Source organism: Paenibacillus tyrphae (genome assembly GCF_000722545.1).
GTDB lineage: Bacteria > Bacillota > Bacilli > Paenibacillales > NBRC-103111 > Paenibacillus_G > Paenibacillus_G tyrfis.
Genome location: NZ_JNVM01000007.1, coordinates 38,596 through 57,136 on the forward strand (window position 1 = coordinate 38,596; position 18,541 = coordinate 57,136).

The 18,541-nt window shown below is 54.9% G+C and carries 18 protein-coding genes and 1 pseudogene; 9 read left to right on the top strand and 10 right to left on the bottom strand.

Going from position 1 to position 18,541, the window contains the following annotated elements; genetic code table 11:
* Window positions 1-29 precede the first annotated feature (29 nt).
* Window positions 30-227: a cold-shock protein gene (locus ET33_RS09760; RefSeq protein WP_036680064.1), complete on the top strand. Its 198-nt coding sequence runs from the start codon at window positions 30-32 to the stop codon at window positions 225-227.
* Window positions 228-595: 368 nt separating this feature from the next.
* On the opposite strand, the gene ET33_RS09765 is transcribed toward ET33_RS09760, so the two are convergent.
* The 6 genes and pseudogenes from ET33_RS09765 to ET33_RS09790 all read right to left on the bottom strand — a co-directional run bounded on the left by ET33_RS09765 (window position 596) and on the right by ET33_RS09790 (window position 7,409).
* Window positions 596-1,261: a nitroreductase family protein gene (locus tag ET33_RS09765; RefSeq protein ID WP_036680067.1), complete on the bottom strand. Its 666-nt coding sequence runs from the start codon at window positions 1,259-1,261 to the stop codon at window positions 596-598.
* 231 nt (window positions 1,262-1,492) lie between these two features.
* Window positions 1,493-2,593, bottom strand: a complete 1,101-nt coding sequence (locus ET33_RS09770; protein ID WP_036680070.1) for an efflux RND transporter periplasmic adaptor subunit — start codon at window positions 2,591-2,593, stop codon at window positions 1,493-1,495.
* 21 nt (window positions 2,594-2,614) lie between these two features.
* Window positions 2,615-4,006: an ABC transporter permease gene (locus ET33_RS09775; RefSeq protein WP_036680072.1), complete on the bottom strand. Its 1,392-nt coding sequence runs from the start codon at window positions 4,004-4,006 to the stop codon at window positions 2,615-2,617.
* Window positions 4,003-4,695 (bottom strand): ABC transporter ATP-binding protein, encoded by a 693-nt coding sequence (locus ET33_RS09780; protein WP_036680074.1) that lies wholly within the window; start codon window positions 4,693-4,695, stop codon window positions 4,003-4,005. The genes ET33_RS09775 and ET33_RS09780 overlap by 4 nt, the downstream gene beginning before the upstream one ends.
* A gap of 162 nt (window positions 4,696-4,857) precedes the next feature.
* Window positions 4,858-6,048: an MFS transporter gene (locus tag ET33_RS09785; protein ID WP_036680076.1), complete on the bottom strand. Its 1,191-nt coding sequence runs from the start codon at window positions 6,046-6,048 to the stop codon at window positions 4,858-4,860.
* A pseudogene (locus ET33_RS09790) lies at window positions 6,045-7,409 on the bottom strand (multi antimicrobial extrusion protein MatE). The gene ET33_RS09785 and the pseudogene ET33_RS09790 overlap by 4 nt, the downstream one beginning before the upstream one ends.
* 183 nt (window positions 7,410-7,592) lie before the next feature.
* Here ET33_RS09790 and ET33_RS09795 point away from each other — a divergent pair.
* The 4 genes from ET33_RS09795 (at window position 7,593) to pfkA (ending at window position 10,684) form a co-directional block, all read left to right on the top strand.
* On the top strand, window positions 7,593-7,910 hold the full coding sequence (locus tag ET33_RS09795) for a hypothetical protein (protein WP_036680078.1): 318 nt from the start codon (window positions 7,593-7,595) through the stop codon (window positions 7,908-7,910).
* A 91-nt stretch (window positions 7,911-8,001) separates the two neighbouring features.
* Window positions 8,002-8,607, top strand: a complete 606-nt coding sequence (locus tag ET33_RS09800; protein ID WP_036680079.1) for a hypothetical protein — start codon at window positions 8,002-8,004, stop codon at window positions 8,605-8,607.
* Between the two features lie 37 nt (window positions 8,608-8,644).
* Window positions 8,645-9,670, top strand: a complete 1,026-nt coding sequence (locus ET33_RS09805; protein WP_200879198.1) for a tetraprenyl-beta-curcumene synthase family protein — start codon at window positions 8,645-8,647, stop codon at window positions 9,668-9,670.
* A gap of 48 nt (window positions 9,671-9,718) precedes the next feature.
* Window positions 9,719-10,684, top strand: coding sequence for a 6-phosphofructokinase (pfkA, locus tag ET33_RS09810; RefSeq protein ID WP_036680082.1), 966 nt, complete (start codon window positions 9,719-9,721; stop codon window positions 10,682-10,684).
* A 63-nt stretch (window positions 10,685-10,747) separates the two neighbouring features.
* Here the strand turns inward: pfkA and ET33_RS09815 are convergent, their stop codons facing one another.
* Window positions 10,748-11,194 carry a peroxiredoxin gene (locus ET33_RS09815; protein WP_036680083.1) on the bottom strand — a complete coding sequence of 149 codons (447 nt, stop codon included), beginning with the start codon at window positions 11,192-11,194 and terminating at the stop codon, window positions 10,748-10,750.
* Between the two features lie 322 nt (window positions 11,195-11,516).
* Between ET33_RS09815 and ET33_RS09820 the strand changes: the two genes are divergently transcribed.
* Window positions 11,517-12,050, top strand: a complete 534-nt coding sequence (locus tag ET33_RS09820; protein WP_036680086.1) for an NADPH-dependent FMN reductase — start codon at window positions 11,517-11,519, stop codon at window positions 12,048-12,050.
* 28 nt (window positions 12,051-12,078) lie between these two features.
* A complete protein-coding gene (locus ET33_RS09825) occupies window positions 12,079-12,786 on the top strand; it encodes a uracil-DNA glycosylase (RefSeq protein ID WP_036680088.1) in 708 nt (235 codons plus the stop codon).
* Between the two features lie 78 nt (window positions 12,787-12,864).
* Here the strand turns inward: ET33_RS09825 and ET33_RS09830 are convergent, their stop codons facing one another.
* Window positions 12,865-14,043 (bottom strand): putative glycoside hydrolase, encoded by a 1,179-nt coding sequence (locus tag ET33_RS09830; RefSeq protein ID WP_036680090.1) that lies wholly within the window; start codon window positions 14,041-14,043, stop codon window positions 12,865-12,867.
* 113 nt (window positions 14,044-14,156) lie between these two features.
* Here ET33_RS09830 and ET33_RS09835 point away from each other — a divergent pair, with 113 nt between their 5' ends.
* Entirely contained in the window at window positions 14,157-15,314 is a 1,158-nt protein-coding gene (locus tag ET33_RS09835; RefSeq protein ID WP_036680091.1) for an MFS transporter, read from the top strand.
* A 28-nt stretch (window positions 15,315-15,342) separates the two neighbouring features.
* On the opposite strand, the gene tatA is transcribed toward ET33_RS09835, so the two are convergent.
* Together tatA and ET33_RS09845 are read right to left on the bottom strand one after the other, a co-directional pair.
* The gene (tatA, locus tag ET33_RS09840) at window positions 15,343-15,591 is read right to left on the bottom strand and encodes a twin-arginine translocase TatA/TatE family subunit (RefSeq protein WP_036680092.1); all 249 of its coding nucleotides are present in this window, start codon (window positions 15,589-15,591) and stop codon (window positions 15,343-15,345) included.
* A gap of 126 nt (window positions 15,592-15,717) precedes the next feature.
* The gene (locus ET33_RS09845) at window positions 15,718-17,517 is read right to left on the bottom strand and encodes an alpha-L-fucosidase (protein ID WP_036680094.1); all 1,800 of its coding nucleotides are present in this window, start codon (window positions 17,515-17,517) and stop codon (window positions 15,718-15,720) included.
* 157 nt (window positions 17,518-17,674) lie between these two features.
* On the opposite strand from ET33_RS09845, the gene ET33_RS09850 reads away from it, so the two are divergent.
* Complete coding sequence (locus ET33_RS09850; RefSeq protein ID WP_051775228.1) at window positions 17,675-18,538, top strand: AraC family transcriptional regulator; 864 nt, start codon at window positions 17,675-17,677, stop codon at window positions 18,536-18,538.
* The last annotated feature ends 3 nt before the right edge of the window (window positions 18,539-18,541 follow it).

Here is an 18,541-nt window from a genome sequence, read left to right on the forward strand (position 1 = left end):
ATGGCGATACATCTAGGAGGTTGTTTTCATTGAAAGGTACAGTAAAATGGTTTAACGCAGAAAAAGGCTACGGCTTCATTCAAGTAGAAGGCGGCGACGACGTATTCGTACACTTCTCCGCAATCCAAGGCGACGGCTTCAAAACTTTGGAAGAAGGCCAATCGGTTGAGTTCGAAATCGTTCAAGGCAACCGTGGTCCGCAAGCGGCTAACGTTCACAAACTGTAAGACGAAACTAACTACGATGCCCGGTCGACAATCGGTTGGCGGGTTTTGATATAAGCTTTCTTTTAGAAATCAAAACGATGAAAACTTCTTGAATTCGCTTCTTGATTTCGCAAGAAAACTTACCGCTGCGGCGGTTTTCATCTCATCGTTAGATAGTTTACTTAAGTTTCAATGCCAAATGAAAAGCCAACAAGGCGGTTCTTGGAATCATCGTTCCAGGAACCGCTTTTTTTGCGCCTCTGGACAAGCTTTCGAACGGATCGGGGAGCGGTGGCAGACTAGGACATGATACTTTTTTACGATGGGAGCATGCAAAGAACGCCCCGGATCCCGATATGGGTCCGAGGCGTTTTTTAACGTTTCCGTCATTAATCGACGATATGAAGGATGTCGTCAATTTCCTTGCGCGGCAGGCGGGCTGGCCGTTCGGAAGGATAGCCGAGGGCAATGACCATATTGATCTGGCATTCCGGCCGAATGTTCAAATATTCGCGAAGCTGGTCCTGAGCGAGCAGCACCGGACCGGTCATCGGGCATGTGCCAAGTCCGCGGGCATGTGCGGCCAGCATCAGGTTTTGTGCGGCGAGGCAGCTGCTTTTGATGCCTTCTTCCGCCCATACTGCATCGTCGACCAGCTCGACGGGATCGAAGATACGCTCCCGGAACTTGGAATTGTACGGTGTTGCGAGACATACGATCAGTACCGGCGCATTCGAGAAAGCCGTAGCGTAAGGTCCGAACGACTTGGTCAGCAAGCGGCCTTCCTTGGACAGGCCGCGCTGCTCCGCCTCGGCAGCTCTGCGGTGCAGCTGCTCCCAAGTAATCTGCTCGATTTCTTTAATCTTGTCGCGATTCATCACGGCAATGAATTCCCACGTTTGGGAGTTTGTATCGCTTGGGGCGTAACGGGCGCAATCAATGATTTCGCGAATATCTTCGACGGCAACGGGCTGATCCGTATATTTGCGGATGCTGCGACGGTCAAGCGCGATCGTTTTGAATTCATGGTAGGACAGTGTAGATGTATCGGTCATTAGCGGGTCATCCTCTCTTAGTGACTTGCGGTATTTCTTAGGACTTGGTACTAAAAGCTCTTTTCCATTATAACGGCGCTGCATGAAAATGACAACCGTATGGCAAGAGGGCTGTGAAAATTCAAAATAAACGGTTTCATCACAATTTTACTGGATTAAGCTGATCCGTTCGGCAGATTTCTTGCCAAAATGAAGAACCGCACCCGAAGGTACGGTGGAGTGGAATAGGAGTTATTGAAGCACGACGGACTCGCCTTCGTTCAGGCCGCTTAGCACTTCCGTTTTTTCCGGCGTCTCCAGGCCGATTTTGACGATGCGTTTCTCCAAGCTGCCATCAGCGGCTTCGACCATGACGTAATAGTCGTCTTTATCCCGTTGAATCGTCAGCGTCGGCACGACCAGCGCGCCGCCTTTCTTATCCGTTTGGATCGAGGCGGTCAAGCTGAGTCCGGCAATCAGCCGTTCGTTCGGCTCCAGGGAGATCGTAACCTCGAACTGGGCGGCCGTCGTGTTCGAGGACTCGCTGCTGCTGCCGGTGCCGGCCTTGGCGAATTTGGACAGACGCTCGACCTTGCCCTTCAGCTTGACATCCTTCAGCGCATCGACGCGCACCTCGACATCCATACCTTCCTTGATGCGGAACAAGTCGTATTCGCCGACGTTGCAAATCAGCTGCAGCTTCGTCAAATCGACGATTTTGCCGATCCGCTCGTTGTCCTTCACCGACTTCGGCTCCTTGGTGCCCTCGAATAGAAAAATGCCGTTTTCCGGGGCCGCAAAGCCGGCGGCTTGCAGCTTCTTCGTTTTTTCCGCGAGCTGCGAACGGGTATGCTCAAGAGTAACCCGCGTAATCTCGTTTTGCATTTTGCGGCTTTCCGACGCGGCAAAGCGCTTTTTGGCGTCCGTTTCGGTAATGCCCTCGGTGTCCGCATCGGCGATGCCGGTTTTTTCCTGAAATTGACTCAAGCGTATGTCCATTTCCTGCTTCTTGGCGTTCGCTTGAAGCTGGGCGATTTCGTTGCGGAGCTCCGTGTCGTCAAGCCGGAACAGCACGTCGCCTTTGGCCACTTGAGAGCCGTCTTTGGCGGACCACGCCGCGACATAGGCGCCGAACGGAGCGTTTATGTATGTCTCCTTTTGATAGGAGGACTTTCCTTTCACCTCGACAATGTTGGCCAGATCCTCCCGGACGGCTTTGAATTTCAATGCGTTCGTTGTTTGCGAAACCGCCGGACGGGATGCGTTCTGCGGCCGGCTTTGCCAATATAACAGCCCCGTCACGCTGACAACAAGCACTGCGCTTACGGCGATTAACCAAGTTCTTTTTTTCATAGCTGCATAACTCCTAAACGTTTAGTCTCGTTTGATGGCGGTCAGCGCGTCCGTGCGCGACGCTTTGATGGCCGGATAAATGCCGGAGAGCACGCCGGTCATGATGGCAAAGAACAGACCGACCGGCAGAATCCAGGGACTAATAAACAAAATTTCCGCCTGAGATCCCGACCTTGGAGGCGCAAACAGCATGATGGCGATATTGATCCCCCAAATGACCCAATACGACACCAGAATGCCCACCAGGCCCCCAAGCAGCCCGAGCAGCGCCGATTCGACCATAAACATGTTGCGGATTTGGCCGAGGTTGGCGCCCAGCACCTTCATGATGCCGATCTGCCGCCTGCGCTGATAGGTCGACATCGTCATGGCGACGATGATCGAGATCGAGGCGACGAACAAAATAAAGATGCCCGCGCCGCCGAAGATCAGCCGGACGATGAGCAGCTCGTTTTGCATGCTTTCTTCGCGGTGAAGATTCGTCTGCACGGTGAGCTTCAGCTTCTTGAGCAGCGACTCAACTTCTTTCACATGGGCGCTGCCGTCCACCTTAATTTTGACCTCGTTATACTCGGCCGTTTGCGAGGAGTTTTTATCTTCCTTGACCTTGCCGCCGTTCATTTGAATGATCGCTTCCTGAAGCCGCTTGCCGAGCGCCGGCGATACGAACGCCGTCTTTTGATGAATCAGCATATCGTCGGGAACGCCCTCCGGCTTCTTGAGGATGCCGACGACCCGGACGGGGATTTGGATGTCTACCGTTTCCCCGACGTCGTTCGAGCGGTAAATTTGCGGCTTCAGCACGATTTGCTTCTGATATACGGGATATGCGATATACTGCTGCTCCCGCCAAGCATTCCGGGCATCGCGTTCGCTCATGCTCTGGAGCTGCTGCTGACGGGCTTTGGATATTTGGCTGTCGAACAGCCCCATCGTCGCCCCGTAGCTCAAAATAATCGTGTTCTCCTGTTCCGAAGGTCCGCCTTGCTGCAGTTCATAGCCGAAAGCAGGCAGCGTGTCCAGCTCGGTGGCGAAGATTTGATCGATATAGCCTTTTTTGCTGTCCACTTCATATTCGAACTGGTTTAATGTCCGATAGGTAGCCAGCGCCTTAATATGCGGAAAGGTGCGCATCATGCCAATCTTGGCTTTCGTTAGCTCGTAAGGCTTCGCGCTGTTCGGATCGTTCGGATCGGCTCCTTCGGCGCGGCCGCCGCTGGTTACCGTAATCTCGTCCGATTTCAGGTATAGGCTCATCTGCGTCCGGCTGTATTGGTTGATCGACTCGCCGAAGGAGAGGGCGACCACGATGGAAGCGGAGCCGATGGCAATGCCCATCGTACACAGCAGGGTGACGACGACGCGCCGTTTGAGCTGATCCCAGCCGAGCTTAAAATAATCGATCAGCTTCATTCCGTGTCACCTGCCCATGCGCCGTCTTCGACCAGGTACCCGTCGCGCAGTTGAATGACTCTCCGGGTTCGCTTGGCGACCTCCAGCTCGTGGGTAACGATGACAAAGGTGATGCCGAGCGTCTGATTCAAATCGATCAGCAGATCGATAATTTCTTTCTCCGTCTTCGTATCGAGGTTCCCGGTCGGCTCGTCCGCGAACACGATAGCCGGCTGCGTAATGAGCGAACGGGCGATGCTGACCCGCTGCTGCTGCCCGCCGGACAGCTGTGAGGGGAACATCTCGGTCTTTTCCCCGAGGCCCACCTTGGCGAGCAGCGACACCGCTTCTTCCCGTCGATGCTTGCCGCGCAGGCCTTGAAAGACAAGCGGCAGCTCGACGTTCTCGCGAACGGTCAAATGCGGAATCAATTCGTACGATTGAAAAATAAAGCCGATATGCGTCCGGCGGAATTCCGCAAGCCGGTTTTCGCTCATTTTCTCGATCGCCTGGCCGCTGATCAGGATGCTTCCGGACGTCGGCTTCATCAAGCCGGCCATCAGGTTCAGCAGCGTCGACTTTCCTGAGCCGGAGCTGCCGAGCAGGGCGATCATTTCCCCTTTGTCTACCCGGAAGTCAATATCGTGCAGGACAGGCGTGTTCTCGCTGCCGCTGCGAAAGCTGTGTGACAAATGTTCTACCGCAAGCACATAACCCCTCCGTTGTCGAATTTTTCTAATTCAGTATAGACGAGCGTTCCATTCAGAAGTGGAAAAAGCTGAAAAGTTAAGAAAACTTTAAGAGTCGCAGGCAAAAAAAGCCGCCGGAACGTCCTTGAGAATAGACGTTTGCCAAGGCGGCCAATCCTGCAGCTATTGCAATGAATCTTGCTGTGCCCCTTCCGCAACGCTCTTCGCTTTGACGTAAAGGGCAAGAAATCCGAGCATGGCGACAAACGAGAGCACGGAGCCGACCGCGTACAAGGCGTGCGGGCTCCAACTGTTGAACACCCAACCGCCGATCGTGCCGCTGAGCAGCCCGGCGAGCCCAGACCATGTAATCGCAAAGACCGCCTGGCCGCTGGCCCGGAAATGATCGGGAACCACGCTCTGAATGTACCGGATGGTCGTAAACAAAAACACGCCGAACGTGACCGAATGCATCATCTGAATGGCAATGACCCACATCGGGTTATCCACCAGGCTCATGAGCAGGAAGCGTACGGCATAAGCCAGACAGCAGAGTGCCAGCAGCGGCAGCTCCTTCAGCTTGTGCCCGTATTTGCTGAGCAGGAAGAAAACCGGAATTTCGCTGAGCGCCGACACCATCCACGACCAGCCGACGACGGATTGGTCTCCGCCGAGCCGCTGCAAGAACAAGGCGAGGAAGCCGTCATTCATCCGGTGGGCGATGGAAACCGTCAGTACTGTAAGCAGAAACGCGAGAAAAGACCGGGAACCGACGATCGGGAGAAGCCCGGAAAAGTCCGGCTTTTTCACATTGGCGTCCCGCGTATCCGTAAGCAGGAACGACAGCAGCAGGGAGCAGGCGATCGTGCCGAGGCACAGCACCACGGTCAGACCGGCGCCGTAGCTTTTGAGCAGCTGGCCGAACACGAGGGCGGCGACGGCGAAGCCGATCGAGCCCCAGACACGGAAGGACGCGTAGCTTTTGCCGTTCCGGCTCACGGTAAGCAGAATCAAGCTGTCGGTCAGCGAGGTCGTCGGCGACTGGAAAAAGAAGAAGGCGGCCATCAACACCATCAGAAGCCCGAACGTATCGGTGTGAAACGTCCAAGCCGCCATCAACAGCTGTCCGATAAAAATGACGTTCAAAATCTTTTTTACGCTGCGGACCTTGTCGCTGGCCACGCCCCAAAATAAGTTCGAGAAGATGCCGATCATCGGCCCGACCGAATACAAAAGTCCGATTTGCAGTGTGGAAAAGCCTTTCGATTGGAAATATAAAGGAAAGAACGACGTGATCACGGCCATCGTCATGTAATACGTAAATGTAAAACTGCGCAGCACGACCTCGTTGCGCGGAGGTTTGGACATACTCATAAGCTTTCACTCGATTCGTTAGGTTTTCGGTTCGCATCCGGCAACGGCCTTGGAATGGCTTCGTCCGCCCGCAGAGCCGAGCGCAGTACGGCCCAGACGACCGCCGCTTCCGCCGCGACGCCGAGCGATTGAGCCAAGGCGCCGATCATGCCGTTCCAGCCCGGAGTCCGGGCTACGCACAGCACAAGAACCAGCAGCGTAACGCACACGTTTGCGGCTTGAGACCAGACCATCACCTTGGTCAGACTGCGCAGCATCAGCAGTCCGTTGCCGAAATCAAGCCACGGGAACACGAGCGTCATCAGCATAAAGACGCGGAGCGTCGACAGGCTTGCTAGCATCAACCGCTCGTTAACGCCCATCACGTGCTGCATGAACCACGGGCCGGCCGGCGTATAAGCGAGCAAGGCGATCAGCAGACTCGGGATGAGCGAGAGCATCAGGGTGAAGCGGACCACGGAAGCCGCATCTTTGCGGTAAAAGTTCAGCACAATCTGATGTATGTAGGAGAAAAAGCTTTGCACCAGGTTCGTGAGGCTGGCGGCGATCGCAAACGAGGCGATGGCGAGCTTCAAGTCCGTCGTTTTTCCGAGAAAGGCGTTGATCGCCGGTCCCGAAATGACCGCAATAACCGACGAGTACAACAGCGGCCGGTAAAACCGGAACACCTGCGAAGGCTTCTCGATCGGATGGTCCGGCTGCTTCTCCGGAATTTCGTTTTTTAACAAAGCCCTTCCTTCCTAGAGGCTTACGGCGGCTTCGATGACCATCCCCGTCAGGAAGATGACCGCGCCGACCGTTCCGCTAGTGACGCCCGTCCGTATAAAATAAAGTGAGAGCGCGTACATTCCGGCAAGCCGTATCGCCATGCCGATCGTCAGCCATTTGGTCCGCATATTGTAAATAATAATGCCGTGAAACATGCAGCGGATTCCCGAAAAAATGCTGACGAACATCAAGACGCGGTACACCTCCACCATCGGCTCGACCATCGCAGCGTCGACCCCGAACAAACGCAAAAACACCCACGGTCCGACGGGGGTGTAGCTGATGAATGCGCCGATGAGGAAGATGGCCCCGAGAACATAAAGGCTGACCGATGTCAAAGCGCGGAACGAGAGGCGATCGCGCACCAGGGCGGAGCACGTCTGCCGCAGCAGGACCGCCGGTCGCTCGGTAATACCCAGAATGCTCATCGGCAGGGCGTAGCTTGCGATGACAATTTCGGGAGAGGCTGCGCGCGCCAGCGTGCTGTTAATAATGACATGGGAGATCGTTACAAGGCTCGCCGACATTCCGAGGGGAACAAAGAAGGCAAGCAGCTGCCGAAACGTAATGCGGGTTTGCTGCAGATCGTTCATGTTGACTTCCCTCTTTTCACATGCCAAACATTATAACATGGATAGGGGAGTCAAGGGAGAAAAATTTACGTACCTACTGGAAGCGGCTCATGGTTCGTGATACATTTATATAGATAAACGGATCGATCAAACGGTGCGTGCCTTTTGCATAATCGAGAAAAGGTAAGAAAGGTGGAAACGGAGATGACTTACACGTTTGAACTGGACGAACGTCTCGGCATTCCGCTGCCCCGTCTTGAACAGGACTTTGAGGACTACAGCCAGCAGGAACAAGCGGAGATGCTTCTGCGCTGGGAGGAAATCCGCGGCAGCATTCCCGATCGGATCAAGCAATTGGAACGGGTCATTATCGCGAAGCAGGAGCAGCTCAATGTGGAAGAGCATTTTCCGACGTCCTGCAGCTTAAACAGCGAAATCGCCGATCTGGCCAGCACGATCAACGAGCTGCACTTATGGTTCCGGGTTCATCAGGACATGCCGGATCGTGCGGTTCATCACTGATTGCGCGGCCCATTACCAAATATAATGGGGGAAACCCCGATGCATGCAAAGCTATGGATGGCAACGCGGTACGCAGAAGGAGGTTGTAAGCTTGAGTTGGACCGATAGTCTAGGCAGGCTCGTAGTGCAGCTGACGTCGCATAAACCTTCGCTGTATCCCGACGAAGAGCTCGACGACTTAACCGATATCAAGATCGGAAAGCTGTCGCTGGACGCGTTCGAAGGGGAACGGAAAGCCTATGCGCTCACGGTAAAAGCGGGGCTGCATTTGTTTAATGAGAGCTTGGAAAAATCTCATGCGCTTTCCCAGGAAATTCATAATCCCGCAGGCAGCTACTGGCACGGAATCATGCACCGGATGGAAGGCGATTATCCTAATGCCGACTATTGGTTTCGCATGGCGCGCAGCCTGCCGATTTATGCGGAGCTCGCGGAGCGGGCCTACGGTTACGTGCGGACGGCAGACCTGCGGGGCATGACAAATACGGCGTTCAGGGAACGGCTGGAGGAGTGGGCATCCGGGTCCGGTTGGGATTCCTGCGCGTTTAACGAGCTGGTCGAGCGGCACGTCACCCGGATACGGGACGAGCAGGCCGAGGAGCTGCTGAAGCATATCCAATGGCTTGAGATGCGCCTGCTTCTCGAATACGGCTATGTCCAAAGCGGAGGCGGAGGATCGTTGCTTGAGTCGCCGTAATTCGTCAGCCGATGTGCCCCAACGCCCGATTGGACTTATGCTGCGCGTGTATCGCTATGCGCTGCCGGAGGTGCGAGAGCAGCTTCGCCACTGGCGGGACAAAGCCGAAGCGATGCCCGATCCCGAGCTCCGAAAGCAAGCGATCGCCAGCATGACCAGCAAGCAGTTCCACTGCGAAGGCGGCTCGGTCTATGCCGTAGCGAATCTGCCCATGCGTCATGTGCTCATTCCGCTGATCGTCGCTTTCCAGACGATCAGCGATTACTTGGACAACTTGTGCGACCGGAGTACTTCGCTCGATCCCGAAGATTTTCGGCGTCTGCATCAATCGATGCTCGATGCGGTCGATCCGGCGGAGCCGCTGCACGATTATTACGAATTCCGGGAAGAGAAGGACGACGCCGGTTATTTGAACGAGCTGGTCAAGACATGCCAAGCCAGCCTCCGGCTGCTGCCCTCTTACCCGCTTGCAGCCGATACGGTGCGCGAGCTGGTCGGTTTGTACTGCGATTTGCAGGTATACAAGCATATTCATCGGGAGCTGCGCGAGGATGCGCTGCTGACCTGGTGGGAGCGGCATCGGGGACGGTTTCCGGCGGTTGCGTGGAACGAATTTGCTGCCGCTACGGGATCGACGCTTGGCGTTTTCATGTTGTTTTTGGCTGCTTCCGATCCGAAGCTGCAGCCGGAAACGGTCCGACAAATTCACGAGGCGTATTTTCCGTACATTTGCGGACTTCACATTTTGCTTGATTATTTGATAGACCAAGAGGAAGATCTGGCCGGCGGCGATCTTAATTTCTGCAGCTACTACGATAATATGGATCGAACCGTCGAACGCATCGCCTTCATCGTAGAGGAGGCGAAGAGCAAGTCGGAACAGCTCGAGCATCCGGGATTTCACCGGATGATTATCGAAGGATTGCTGGCGCTGTACTTGTCTGATCCTAAAGTCAGCAAGCAGCGGCAAGTGAAGACGATATCCCGGAAGTTGATGAAGGACAGTCCGCTGATGCGCTTGTTTTTCTTCATTAACAGTATTTGGATCCGCAAAACCTCTTGATTCTATATACAATTAAAGAGACAGTCAAGATGACGAGGAGGAACCACCATGTCTGTAAAAAAAATTGCGGTACTCACGAGCGGAGGCGATTCCCAGGGGATGAACGCGGCCGTTCGCGCCGTCGTGCGCAGCGGCTTGTATCACGGTCTTGAAGTATTCGCCGTGCAGCGCGGTTACTCCGGGCTGATCAACGACGACATCCGCGAGATGGACCTGCGGAGCGTCGGCGACATCATTCAGCGCGGCGGAACGATTCTGCAAACGGCACGCTGTAAGGAGTTCGTCACGCCGGAAGGACAGCAGCTCGCTGCGGATAACCTGCGCAAGCGCGGAATCGACGGGCTCGTCGTCATCGGCGGGGACGGCTCGTATCAAGGCGCGAACAAGCTGAGCAAGCTCGGGATTAAAACGATGGGGCTGCCGGGAACGATCGATAATGACATCCCGTTCACCGATTTCACCATCGGGTTTGATACCGCGGTCAGCATCGTTGTCGATGCGATCAATAAGATTCGGGATACGATGAGCTCTCATGAACGCTCGTCCATTGTCGAGGTCATGGGCCGTCACTGTGGAGATATCGCCCTCTATGCCGGCCTAGCCAGCGGAGCGGAGACGATTCTGGTGCCCGAGGTTCCATACGATCTGGACGAAATCGCCAACCGCATGACGGAAAACTTCTCCCAAGGAAAGCGTCACAGTATCATTATCGTGGCCGAAGGCGTAGGCAAAGGGGAAAATATCTCGGCGGAAATTATGAAGCGCAACGGAATCGAGCCGCGGGTGACCGTGCTTGGACATATTCAGCGGGGCGGCACGCCTACGCACAACGACCGGATTCTGGCGAGCAGCCTCGGCGATTTTGCCGTACGCCGGCTGATCGAAGGAGATTCCGGCAAGGGATGCGGAATCGTCAAAGGCGAGCTTGTTGCGACCGATATTGATAAAGTCGTTAATACCAAAAAACAATTCAATATGGAATTATACGAGCTTTCGAAACGGTTATCCCAATAAAAGCACAAAAAACATGCAGTCTTCCGTAGGCGGAAGCTGCATGTTTTTTTTCATACGTTGGGACTATTCCGAGTCCCGGGCTAATGCTGCTACGATTTCAGCGGTAGGGCGGTTTCCTCTTGCCGCATACCGGATCGTGCCGTCCCGGCCGATGACATAAACGATGCGCTGCTGCCCAAGCAGACCGAATAACGTCTGGCCCACATCGTACAGCTGGCGGATCGTCTCCCCGGAATCGGTGACAAGCGGAAAATCGTAACCGAACTTTTGCGAGAACTGCCGGTGCTCTTCGAGAGAACCGGGATTGACACCCAGCACCAGCGCATCATAATCGGCATATTGAACCTTGGAATCGCGAACGGCACAAAGCTGCTTCGTGCAGATGGGCGTGTTGTCCTTCGGATAAAAAATAAGCACGATCGGCCGTTTCCCCAGGTGATCAGCTAATCGGACCGCACCTTGCGTGCTTTCTGCGGCAAATGCCGGAGCCTTGGTCCCGATGGCAAGCACAGGCTTTTCCCCCTCACATGGATGACGAAGTGTACTAGTTGTATTGTAGCGAATCGCTGCCGGGGAATGCAAGACAAGTATCTCATCGCATTGTGGCATTATATAGTCGTTTTCCCGCTAAGGATTTGTAGCTCATGTCAACGCCGCTGTCTGTGAATCAGTCACACTCCTTAAAACACTTGCTTCTTCCGGCCGATTTCGGTAGGATGGGGGAGCAGCCTGGGAGTACTGGAAGCGACGACTGTCGGGTCCAAGGCACGGGCTATGTCATTGAAAGCAAAAAGCAGTAAAACTTTAGATGAAGCAAAGGAGCAGTCAAACGATGAAAATTGCAATTATTGCGGGAAGCAACCGTAAAGAGGCTACGAGCACGCAGCTGTGCCGGTATATTGCGCGGCTGCTTGAAGAAAAGCAGTGCCAGATTACGTTGTTCGATTTGTATGAGAAGCCGCTGCCGTTCTACAACGGGGACCTCGATCAGACGGATGCGAATATCGTCGAGCTGAGACAGCGTCTGCTGGAAGCCGATGGCATCGTACTGGCGACGCCGGAATATCACGGGAGCGTGTCGGGCGTCCTGAAAAACGCGCTCGATTTTACCGGCTTTGATCACTTCGACGGCAAGGTGACGCTGTCGGTCAGCTCGGCCGGGGGAGCCGTCGGCGTCAGCTCGCTGCAGCAGCTGCAGACCATCGTGCGCAACCTGCACGGCATCAACTGCCCGGAATGGATCTCCATCGGCGGAGCGCAACGCAGCTTTACGCCGGAGGGCGAGCCGGAAGATGCCAAGACGCGGGAGCGCGTGCTGAAAACCGTCAGCTATTTCGCACAAATGGTATCGACGTTTCGGAAATAATCGGGAATGAAAGGGGAGTGAGGTCGCCGTGGCGGCGATATTGCAAAATGACTGGGCTCCTTTGCTGGAAGACCAGTTTCAGGCGCCTTATTATAACCGGTTGAGAACGTTTTTGAAGCAGGAGTATGCCACGCGTACGGTATACCCGGATATGCACGATATTTTCAACGCTCTTCATTATACTTCCTATGCGGATACCAAAGTGGTCATTCTCGGTCAAGACCCGTATCATGGCCCGGGACAAGCTCACGGCCTCAGCTTCTCGGTCAAGCCTGGAATCCCGGCACCGCCTTCGCTGCAAAACATATTCAAGGAGCTGCACAGCGACCTTGGCTGCTCGATCCCCGATAACGGCTGCCTGGTGCCTTGGGCCGAGCAGGGCGTGCTGCTGCTGAACACGGTGCTTACCGTGCGGCAGGGCGAAGCGCACTCGCACAAAGGGCAAGGCTGGGAGACGTTCACCGATCGAGTCATTTCGCTGTTGAACGAGCGGGAGAAGCCGATCGTGTTCGTTCTCTGGGGAAGCCCGGCCCAGCAAAAAATGCAGCTCATTACCGAGCGGCGTCACTTCATCGTGCGGTCCGTTCATCCGAGCCCGCTGTCGGCGCATCGCGGCTTTTTCGGCAGCCGGCCGTTCTCGCAGGTCAACGATTTTCTGCGAAGCATCGGCAGCGCCGAGATCGACTGGCAGCTCCCGAATCTGGGCGTGCGAAGCCGCAGCAGCGGCACGGCCTGACCTTTTTTACAAATGTAAAAGCCCGCTCCTTTCGATGGAAGGAAGCGGGCTTTTCACTTATCTCGCAAGTAAGGCTTTTTACTTGTAATCGACGTCCGGCGTGTACGTATTGACGGCGTTCCATAGCAGGAACTCTTCGGTGCCGTTATCTTTCAGCGCGCGGACTTGCTCTTCGATCTCTTTCTTGCCGTAACGGATGTGACCGGGTACCCAAGTGGCGGTGAAATCTTGAATCCAAGGTCGGACGACCGGCTTCAGAGATTGCAGCGGATCAAGCTTCTTGGCGGTATCCTTCATGGCCCCGTTGATTGTTACGTATGGCGCGGCATCCGGCACCTTGGCTCCGAACCAACCGTTCGAATAGTGGCTCGGATAAATCATCGGGCAGATAACATCAACGTTTTGGGATATTTTCTGGAAGTCTTGGCCGATGCCTTCGGCGGCCGGTACGGAAGCGGCGTAGCCGAAGATGTCAACCGATATCCGGACACCCAAAGGGGTGAGCTGCTCCCGGGCGTACTTCACGAATTCGGCAACCGCTTCGATGCGGGAACGCTCGTCTTTATCGTACTTCAGCGTATCGGCCCGCTTCTCGAAGCCTTCCGGGAACCGGACGTAATCGAATTGAATTTCCTTGAAGCCCGCCTTGGCCGCTTCTTTCGCAATCGCGATGTTGTAGTCCCATACTTCTTTCTTGTACGGATTCACGAAGCTGTCCGGCGGATTTTTGCCATTGCCCCAGAGGGAGCCGTCCGGATTTACAAAAGACAGATCAGGCCGTTTTTTTGCCAGTACGGTGTCTTTGAATACGACAATGCGGGCAATCGGGTATACCTTGTGCTCCTGAAGCGTGCTCATCAGCTTCGGCATGTCGGTAATAATTTTTTGCGTCGTGTCCATCGCATTCAGTTCGGGATTGCCGGTATCGTATGTTATGTATCCCCAGTCGTCCTTCAGGTCGATGACCATCGAATTCAACTCGGTGTCGTCCATCAGCTTCAGCAGCGTATTCATACGCGAGCCGCCTGCGCTGTGCGCCGTGACGTAAATGCCTTTGACTTTCGGCGCATCTTTTTGCGGGTCCTTCTTGTCCACCGGAGTCAGCCGGTCGAACAGATTCCCGTCGGGGGAAGGCTGCTGGGCGACGGCAGTTTTGGAATCGATCGAAGCTTGGGCCACCTGCTCGAACGTCGCATCAGGATGATCGGCGCTGACGCCCCCCCAGGCCATGAGGAACGCGGCCAATAAAAGTTCCATGAATAGTCTCTCCTTGCTAGTTTGATATCTATCATTATAATAAAAGAGTCGGCAATCCGATAGAGAACTTTGATAGATTTTAAACGACACCTACAAAAAGGACCGATACCCGGATGAACAAACAGATCTGGACGCTGCGGGGGCTAAACTTTTCATACTACGCGACCACTGCCGTCCTCATGCCGTTTCTGCCCATTTACTTCGAAGGAAAAGGCTACTCTTCCTCACAAATCGGACTGCTTATGATGATCGGGCCGTTTGTAACGATCTTTGCTCAGCCGATCTGGGGCTATTTGAGCGACCGCTACCAGACGCTGAAGACGATCATCTTCGGGCTGTGGGTCATGACGGTATTGTCGAGCATCGGCATTTTCGAGACGAGCGGGTACACCCTCGCGCTGCTTTTTATGCTGCTGCTGTATTTCTTCATGCAATCGTCGGTGCCGCTGCTCGACACGGTGTCGATTAAATCCGCGCTGCAGGCCGGGAAAAGCTACGGGTCGATCCGGATGTGGGGCTCGATGGGATTTACGCTGCTGGCGCTGTCGTCCGGTTATGTATTGGACGCTTTAGGCGGGATGAACAGCATTCCTTATGTGTATTGGAGCATCTGGGTGTTGCCTTTCGTGCTACTCGTATTTCTTAAAGACGAGAAAGGAACGGGAGAGCGCATTTCTCTCAAGGCGCTGGGCAGCTTGTTCGGAAACAAGCCGCTCCTATGGTTTCTGCTGCTGATCTTCATACTCATGGTGCCGCACCGGATGAATGACGGCCTGTTCGTCCTGTACTTGAAGGATTTGGGGGCCACGGATTCGATGGCCGGATGGGCTTGGGCGCTTGCGGCCGGGGCGGAAATCCCGACATTTGCGCTGCTCGGCCGTTATATGCACCGGTTTCACGAGCTGGCGCTGCTCGGAATCGTCGCGGTGCTGTATACAATCCGCTGGCTGTTGTACGGCTGGATATCGGACCCGTTCGTGTTGATGCTATTGCAAGCGACGCATTGTATGACGTTCGCTGCCTTCTGGATCGTTTCGGTGCAATATGTCGTCCGGCTCGTGCCGCAAGAGCTGCAATCTACGGGGCAGTCGATGCTGTCCATGGTGTTTCTAGGGCTCGCGGGCATTGCCGGCGGATCGGTCGGAGGCTGGATCAAAGACGAGTGGGGCGGCTCGTACATGTATTACATGGGAGCGGGAATGGCTTGTATCGCAGCGGTGCTGCTGCTCGGTACGCATGCGTATTACCGCAAAAAAAACCATCCGTCCTGATCGGACGAATGGTTTCATCGTACTGGAATTATTTATTCGCTGTCGGCTGAGCGGGTTCGCTTACGGACGAAGCCGCAGGAGCCGCCAATTCTTTTTTCGGGGCTTCGGGTTCCGGAGTAGGATCATCGGAACGGCCGCCGTTGCCGGTAGTCGCATCTTTGAATTCGCGGAACATTTTGCCGAAACCGCGTCCGAGCTCCGGAAGCTTGTTCGGTCCGAACAAAAGCAGAGCGACGAGAGCGATCAAAATGATGTGCCAAGGGGATAATGCTCCCATAGTGAAAGTACACCTCCGAAATGGTATGATTTAATCATACCATTTATTTAATTGTACTATAACACATTTTTGTTACAAAAAGACAACGATTTTAGGACAGGCCTAGAAATTTTTTAAGAGAATAACTCAGGCTTCGAATTTGTCCGCGAAGGTAAGCTGCACTTCTTTCAAATTCATCAGCGCGGCGCCGGTTATCGCATCCGGCCTGACCGTTAGCGTATAGGTGCCCGGCTCGGGAATGCGTATCGTCCCAAGCTCGGCGGTTCTGAAATCGTACCAGCCGCCCGTCGGCTGCACGGCTCCTTGAAGGTGCTCGCCGCACAGTTCAACGTGATACGTGCCCCCGGCTTCGCCTTCCGCTGCTCCGTAAATGACGGTTACCCGGCAGGTTCCAGGCGTTTCCGCGCGAAATGTCCAGTGGATGAAGTCCGCGGGATTGACCCAGTTCGTTACGACGTCGCGGCCTCTTTTGCCGGTATCGTAATGCAGCTCGCTGCCTTGGATGTCGCCGTCGAAGGCGACGAACCGGTTAACATAATCGCGCTCCAGCAGCCGTTTCACCGGATTGGCGTCAATTGAGCCTTCGTACTCGACAACGACTACGGTGACGTTTGGGTCAAGCGGGGTAACAGGCACCTCGATCAGCACATCCTCTGCGTCCAAGCGGCTGTGGGCGAGCGGGCGCCGCTCCGGATCGGCCAGCAGGTACGCGCTTAGAACGTCGTTGCGCAGCCCCGGTACCACCAGTTGCCCGCTCGCAGGCCATTCGAATACGTGCAGATAAAGGAGGCCGTCCTTTGTCGTGCAGCGCCCCCACTGAGGCTTGCCGAGCGGGCTTCCGGTCGTCCCATACACGCTCTCGCCGTTTATGTTCAGCCATTGTCCGATTTCGCGTAAAACTTGCTTTGACGGTTCGTCAAATTCGCCTTCCGGTGTCGGGCCTACGTTCAGCAAATAGTTGCCGTTCAAGCTGAACACGTCGATCATATTGTGCAGAATGCTTGTAATGGATTTCCAGTTGTGATCCGTTTTCTTGTAGCCCCATGAATCGTTCATCGTGTGGATCGATTCCCAGTCTTTGCGGTTGATCCGGATGTACAGCTGATTGTCGCCGGAATTGCCGTAATCCCCGAAGCCGTCCCGGCGCACGCGGCGGTTCACCAGGCAATCCGGCTGCAGGCTGCGGACCGTATCGACGAACCTTTGTCCCTGCTCGTCGGTCACTTTATGCCCGCAATCGAACCATACGATGGCGACGTCCCCGTAGCCGGTCAGCAGCTCCCGGACTTGCGGCAACGCCTTTTCTTCCAAGTACCGCTCGTACCGCGCAAATTTGTCCTCATCGTTCACCCACGATTCCAAAGGGTCCCATGCCCCGATATTGTTCGGATAGTCATGCGTATTGCCCTGGGAATCCGGGTGATGCCAGTCCATCGAATGGGAGTAATAGAAGCACAGCTTGATTCCTTCCTTGCGGCAAGCCTCGGCTAATTCTTTCATCGGGTCGCGGCCGAAAGGGGAGCGCTTGACGATGTTGAAATTGCTTACGGCCGAGTCGTATAAGGCAAAGCCGTCGTGATGTTTCGCCGTGATCACGATATATTTCATACCGGCATCCTTGGCGGCGCGTACCCAGGCTTCCGCATCGAAGCGGACCGGGTTGAACGCTTCCGCAAGCCGCTCGTATTCCTTCACCGGAATTTGGCCGCGCAGCATAATGTGCTCTCCGTAGGCACCCGGCACTGTCCGGCCTTTCCAGATGCCGCCCAGCAGCGAATACAATCCCCAATGGATAAACATCCCGAAGCGCGCCTCCCGCCACCAAGCCAGCCTGCGGTCCTGCAGCTCATCATTCGGTAAGGGCGTATTCGCCCGCTCGGTCGCTTCCGCTTCCGCATTATCCATATACATATCCCGTTTGATCATCAAGAAGCCTCCATCCGTTCGCGGTTCGTCGCTACCGCGTTGCTCACTCCCATTGTACCCGGCATATGATATAATCCCTATGGATGCGGTTAACGCATATTTGTACGAAATTAACCTTTTTATTGAACCGTCAAGTTACGCTCTTCGAGGTGCTGCGATGTCAAACAACGAACCGGATTTCTCGCTGCTCAGCCATTTGCTGAAAGATATGAAGACGGAATTGCTCAACGCAAGACGGAGCAAATGCAATCCTGACTGGATTCAAAAGCCGTTCACTCCCGCGTACAGCAAAATCTATTACATCTGCGAAGGGGAAGGGCGGATGACGGTCGGCGGGCAGGAGCTGTTCCCCCAGCCGGGGCAGCTTGTTTTTGCTCCGGCAGGGTTGGTGCAATCGTTCTCGGTGACCGATCCGGCCCGGACGTATACGATGTATTGGTGCCATTTTATGTCGGATTTGAATTGGACGGGGTTGTTTTCGTTGTTCAAGCTGCCTTATTGCTTGACGGCGCGGGAGCCCTCCGAAGCGGTTGCCTTGTTCGAGAAGCTGGCGGACGAGCATAGCGCGAAGAAAGGGCCGGTCGGGTCGATCCGGGTCGAGGCGGCGCTGCTCGGCGTCATTGCCTGCTATTTGGAGCAGGCGGTGTCGAGGCAGGAGGAGCAGGCAGGCCTATCGTTCCGTCACAGCAAGCTTGGCGAGGTGCTGGACTACATTGACGAGCATTTGGCCGAGGAGATAACGATAGCGGAGCTGGCCGACATCGTGCATCACCATCCCAATTATTTTGTGCGCTTCTTCAAGCGTCAGCTCGGCACGACGCCGATGACGTACATCTACGAGCGCCGGCTCGAAAAAGCGAAGCAGCTCATCGGTTCGACCGACATGACCATCGGCGAGGTGGCGCAGGCGACAGGCTTTCACGATCTGTTTCATCTATCCAAAAACTTCAAAAAATCGGTCGGTATCGCGCCCACGGAATACCGCAGCTTATCCCGCGGATTGCAGCTGCCTTCCGACTAGGGG